The sequence below is a fragment of the Actinomycetota bacterium genome, assembly GCA_040905475.1.
In the GTDB taxonomy this organism is placed as follows: domain Bacteria; phylum Actinomycetota; class AC-67; order AC-67; family AC-67; genus DATFGK01.
The window spans coordinates 3,385-8,413 of the sequence record JBBDRM010000041.1 but is presented as its reverse complement, the minus strand read 5'-3'; the positions used below and the strand labels follow the sequence as shown (position 1 = coordinate 8,413).

General features: G+C 65.7%; 5 protein-coding genes. 3 read left to right on the top strand and 2 right to left on the bottom strand.

Annotated features, from left to right (window positions below; genetic code table 11):
- On the top strand, positions 1 to 1,499 hold a 1,499-nt coding region (locus tag WEB06_03745), incomplete at its 5' end, for an ABC-F family ATP-binding cassette domain-containing protein (GenBank protein ID MEX2554728.1).
- 17 nt (positions 1,500 to 1,516) lie between these two features.
- Here the strand turns inward: WEB06_03745 and WEB06_03740 are convergent.
- The gene (locus tag WEB06_03740; GenBank protein MEX2554727.1) at positions 1,517 to 2,044 is read right to left on the bottom strand and encodes a GNAT family N-acetyltransferase; all 528 of its coding nucleotides are present in this window, start codon (positions 2,042 to 2,044) and stop codon (positions 1,517 to 1,519) included.
- Between the two features lie 588 nt (positions 2,045 to 2,632).
- Between WEB06_03740 and WEB06_03735 the strand changes: the two genes are divergently transcribed.
- Positions 2,633 to 2,842, top strand: coding sequence for a hypothetical protein (locus WEB06_03735; GenBank protein MEX2554726.1), 210 nt, complete (start codon positions 2,633 to 2,635; stop codon positions 2,840 to 2,842).
- A 123-nt stretch (positions 2,843 to 2,965) separates the two neighbouring features.
- Here the strand turns inward: WEB06_03735 and WEB06_03730 are convergent, their stop codons facing one another.
- A complete protein-coding gene (locus WEB06_03730) occupies positions 2,966 to 4,483 on the bottom strand; it encodes a glycosyltransferase (protein ID MEX2554725.1) in 1,518 nt (505 codons plus the stop codon).
- Between the two features lie 314 nt (positions 4,484 to 4,797).
- Here WEB06_03730 and WEB06_03725 point away from each other — a divergent pair.
- The coding region (locus WEB06_03725) for a DUF6158 family protein (GenBank protein ID MEX2554724.1) at positions 4,798 to 5,029 on the top strand (232 nt) is incomplete at its 3' end.

Here is a 5,029-nt window from a genome sequence, read left to right as displayed (position 1 = left end):
CGCTCGGCGGCTGGTCGCTCGAGACGCAGGCCAAGCAGATCCTCGCCGGGCTCGGATTCAGCGATGAGGACGCGGCGCGCCCCACCGATTCGCTCTCCGGCGGATGGCTCATGCGCGTCGCGCTGGCGAAGCTGTTGCTCGCCTCCCCGGACGCGCTGATGCTCGACGAGCCGACGAACCATCTCGACCTTTCCTCCGTCGTGTGGCTCGAGCAGTTCCTGCGCGCGTATGACGGCGCCGTGATGCTGGTCAGCCACGACCGCGACTTCATGAACGGCATCGTGACCCGCGTCGCCGAGATCGAGCGGGGCAAGCTCGTTCCCTACACGGGCGATTACGGGTCATTCGTCGAACAGCGCGAGTTGCGCGCTCGCCAGGCGGAAGCGGCGGCGAAGGGCATCGCGCGCAAGCGCGCGCAGACCGAGGTGTTCATCAACCGCTTCCGGTACAAGAACACGAAGGCGCGACAGGTGCAGAGCCGCATCAAGATGCTGGAGAAGATGGAGGCCGCGCCCGACGCACCCGTGACGACGCGCGCCATGAAGATCGGCTTCCCGCCGGCGCCGCGTTCCGGCCGCGTCGTCGTCGAGTTGCGGGATGTGGCGTTCAGCTACGGCGACCATCCCGTGTACCGGGGACTGAGCCTTGAGGTCGAACGTGGCCAGAAAGTGGCGTTGGTGGGGCCGAACGGCGCCGGTAAGACGACCTTGCTCAAGCTGCTGGCCGGCGCGCTCGCCCCCACCGGTGGAGAGCGAACGCTGGGAAACAACGTGTCCGTCGGTTATTTCGCGCAGCATCAGCTCGAGGCATTGGATCCGTCGCTCCGAGTGATCGAAGAGCTGGAGCGCGCCATGCCGCCGCACGCGAACGTCCGTCCCCGGGACCTGCTCGGGCGGTTCCTGTTCAGCGGCGAAGACGCGGACAAGCGCGTGCGCGTTCTGTCGGGTGGGGAACGGTCGCGCCTCGCGCTGGCCAAGATGCTCGTGTCGCCGGTGAACCTGCTCTGCCTGGACGAACCTACCAACCACCTGGACATCACCAGCCGTGACGTCCTCGAGGATGCGCTCGAAGAGTACGAGGGAGCGATGGTTCTGATCACGCACGACCGGCATCTGATCCGATCGATCGCCGACCGCATCGTCGAGGTGACGGCCGGGCAGACGCGTTCCTTCGCGGGCGACTACGAGTACTACCTCGAGCGGACGGCCGCGGAGGTCACGGTACCGGAACGGGTCTCCACGCCGCGCGCGAACACCAAACGGGAGGAAGCCGAGGCGAGGCAGGCTCGGTCGCGGCTGAAGTCGGCGGTCCGCAAGATCGAACAAGAACTCGAGGCAACGCACAGCGAGATGGAGACGCTCGGCGCCATGCTGGCCGATCCGGGGTTCTATACATCCGGTGAGAGTGTCGGGGATACGGTGCGCGATTACGAGCGGTTGCAGGAACGGGTCGGTGAGCTCGAAGCCGAATGGGAGCGGCTAACCGCCGAGATGGCCTAGCGAATCCGGCCGTCCGGCTAGGACTGGTCGGCGAAGAGGTCGTAACGCCATTCATTGCACCGGCTGAAGGTGCCCGGCGGATGCTCGAACCGGACCTCCTCCACGAACGTGAAGCCCAGCGTTCGGCCTATGCCATTCGACGCCGGGTTCGCGACCGAAGGGAAGGCGTGCGCGAACCGATGCTTTCCCTCCGACTTGGCGCGGGCGAGGGCCTGAGCGGTCGCCGAGCTACCGATGCCCTTACCCTGGAACGCAACGAGCACGGACCATCCGATCTCGTAGATCGGCTCGTCTCGCCAGGTGCGCTCCCAATACCCGACCCAGCCGACGCCTTCGCCCGTGACGGAGTGAACGATCTTGAACTGCCGGCCCGTGCCCGGCTCGGGCGTCCGCTCGTAGCGCGCTTGGCGTTCGGCGAGCTTCTCCGGCGTTTCCGGTCCGCCGATGTGATGCGTCATCTCGGGGTCGCCGAGAAGCTTCTCCAGGAGTGGGAGGTCGTTCGTGCCCCAGGGCACGATGTGCACCGCGCTTTCGATATCACGCACGGCAATGGACCTCGTCGGCGGAAGGCTCAAGCCCAGCTTGCGGATCCTTCGACGGCCGCCCAAGAAGCAGGCATCGAAGAGCCACTGGAGTTCTTCCCCGCGCTCACCCTTTGTTCGGCCTGACGCTACGAAACCGACTTCGCGGTGGCGTATCAGGTCGAACGACGGGAACCTTTGGGCCGAGTAGCCCGCAACCCCGACGTGAGGGCCTCCACCAAGAGTTGGTGCTGCTCCTCAAGCCTGCCTATCCGTCTGGACAGAGTGGAAAGGCTTGGATCTTTCGAACGTGACATGACCTGGCTCTTGCGCATCAGTTCGCGCTGGGAAGGAACACCATGCCGCGCCGCCCGATGCCGGCCCAGACCCATGGGGTGCGCCGCTTTGAAGCCACACTCGGGACAGACGAGCTTCCGACCGGCCCGGGAACGAACAGAACGCTTGACTGAAGTGGATGATTTAGCCATTTGATCTAGGTTAAAGGAGGACGGTTCTCGGACGCAAAGTCACTCGCTCCTGCCGCGTGAGACATCCAGACGCCGGCTGCGTAACTCGATGCACGACAACAGCCGATCTGGTGAGGGAGCCGTCATGGGTGCCGACGAGGGCAGAAAGACCGAGGATCGTGAGCAGGCCGACATCCTCGAGGAGATGATCCAGTTGCAAGCCGACCTCATGGTGCTTCTGAAGGATGTCCTGAACGAGCTCACACTTCAGGCTGGTGAGGGAAGGACGCTCACCGGCCGGGGCTCTCGCAGAGGATTGTCGAGCAGCTACAGCCGAGCCCAGCATCCTCGCTAGTTCTGCGTTTGCGGCTTCGATAGATGAGCGCTGATCTGGTCGGTCGCCATCGTTCTCGTGTTCGCTCCCATCGCGATCGCCCGCTACCGGCGCGGATGACGATCGCGGGATCAAGACGGCGGGTTAGCGGCCATGGTGCATCGAACGCAGAACTCCGTCAGCAGTGTGCTTCCAGGTCCATTCGCCGGTGACGAACGCTCGGAGTCCCGTCCGAAGATCGGATCGCTCTTCGGGCGGTAGTGCAAGGAGACGCCGCACCCCCGCCGCGATCCGCCGGGCGCTCCTCGGCCCATGCCGGTACGAAAAAAGCCCCGGCCTGCCGACGGCCGTCTCCAACGCTTCGGCCGTCTCGGTGAGGCCGGAGTGCCTAGGCATGAGGGGGAGCGCTCCTACGGCTGCGGCCTCTACGGCTACCATTCCGAAGGACTCCGGAGGAAGCGATGGGATCACCAGCACATCGACCGCTCCCACCAGCGCCGGAACGTCGCGGTGCTCCAGCCGACCGGTGAAGATCACCCGGTCGCTCATCCCGATAGCCGGCGCCCGGCCCAGGTCCACACGCGAAATGTCGGCTTGCTCGAGCCACCGGAGCGCCGACTCGTTCCCTTCGTCGAGGACCCTCACAAGAGCGCTGAGCCACGCGCGCGACGGACCGAAACCTGCGATCAAAGCTCCTACTTCGGGGCCCAGGTGCAGGATCGCTTCGATGAGTTGATTCGTGCCCTTCTGTGGAGCGAGTCTGCCGAGGTATCCGATCAGCGGTCGCTCCGCGCTCGCCAGGGAACGAAGCCGAGAGGCCGACCGGGGATCGTGGCCGGCGTCATCGTATCGGAACGAAAGCTCTTCGAGTGCGCGAGCGTCACGGCGCCGGAGCGCATACTCGACTGCGCGGTCGAGCGCCACGGGATTCCCCGGTATCCCGTCGCGTTCGAGCATGGCCGCGAGCCGTGCCAGCGCTACATGGCGCGGCTCTGCGCGAAACATCCGGCCGTCGACGCCCGGGCGCACGACCCGGCTCCGCTCTGCGATCGTGGGGAAGATGCGAGCGAGTCGGCTCAGAACGTCGGCGCTCGGTCCGATCACCGCCCTAGCTCCCTCCAGCGCCTCCCGAGCGGCCTCCCGGTAACGCGATTGCGGGAGAACCGCGTGCTCGAGATCGCTGCCGTGGATCACGACCCCGTAGAGGCCCCGGCCCACGGCTTGCCGCGCGATAAGGCCCCCCGGAACAGCGTGAGCGGCGAGGAGCATGTCGCAGCCGTGCCAAGCCACGGCGGCCCTGAGCGCGCGGATGTTGCGATCGAGATACGTGTTGAGCTCCGCCTGTGACAGATCCACGAACCGCTTCACCCGGTACCCATCGAAGGGCTCCCCGAGGAAGCTGGGCAGGATCGAGCCGATGTCGGGTCGTAGCAGCACCGCGCGACCCGCAGCGGGCTCGGTCCCCGTCGCATGGGTGTGGGATACGCTGTCGCCGTCGACGATGCCCCACGCGTCGACGAAGTCGTGCCGCACTGGGTGTGGATCCTGCGAGAGGATCAAAACTGAATGCCCCGCCTCGCGGAGCGCGGTCGCCAGAGCAGCCGCGAAAACGTTGGAGCCCGACCCCTCGAGGGACCAGGCGTGCCAGAGAACTACGCGCATGGCGAGCGGCCCGGCGGAGGATGATCGTCCGGGATGTCGAGGCGGGCTGTGAGCGATTCGCTCGTCGCTCGAAGTCTTTGGTTCGGTTCCATGGTTGCCCCGCACGCTCCTACGATTCGAGGTTGCCATCAGATGACCAGAGGACGGAAAGCGTCCGATGGAGAACGCTCGAGTCTATCCGCGCTGCGGTGCCCCCCGGCGAGGCTGGTTCCGACGGCCGGACCACTATGGGGAGCACCTGCCTCGGCTGCGTGGGTGGGTCCAAAGAGCTGCGGTCCTGAAGATCAGCTATGAGCCGGTAGGGGAGGTGGCCCGTGAGCCCTCGATCGACGAAGCTCGGCGTTCCAGCCAGAGAGCTCCGTGACACGGACTTGAAACGAGAGCTGCGATACATGTGGCACACGCGAGAGGCGACCGTCCTTCATGGCGGGCAGCAAGCGATCGCGACGCACACGCATCGCATGATCGAGCTCGAGCTGGAGTTCATCTATCGCTTCCCTCAAGAAAGCGAGGCTTCTCCCGCAAGAACACGGCGGGGTTCCCGCG

Excerpts from the sequence above, each read along its gene's own strand:
- WEB06_03730 (MEX2554725.1), bottom strand. The coding sequence starts at position 4,483 with ATGCGCGTAGTTCTCTGGCACGCCTGGTCCCTCGAGGGGTCGGGCTCC.
- WEB06_03735 (MEX2554726.1), top strand. The coding sequence starts at position 2,633 with ATGGGTGCCGACGAGGGCAGAAAGACCGAGGATCGTGAGCAGGCCGAC.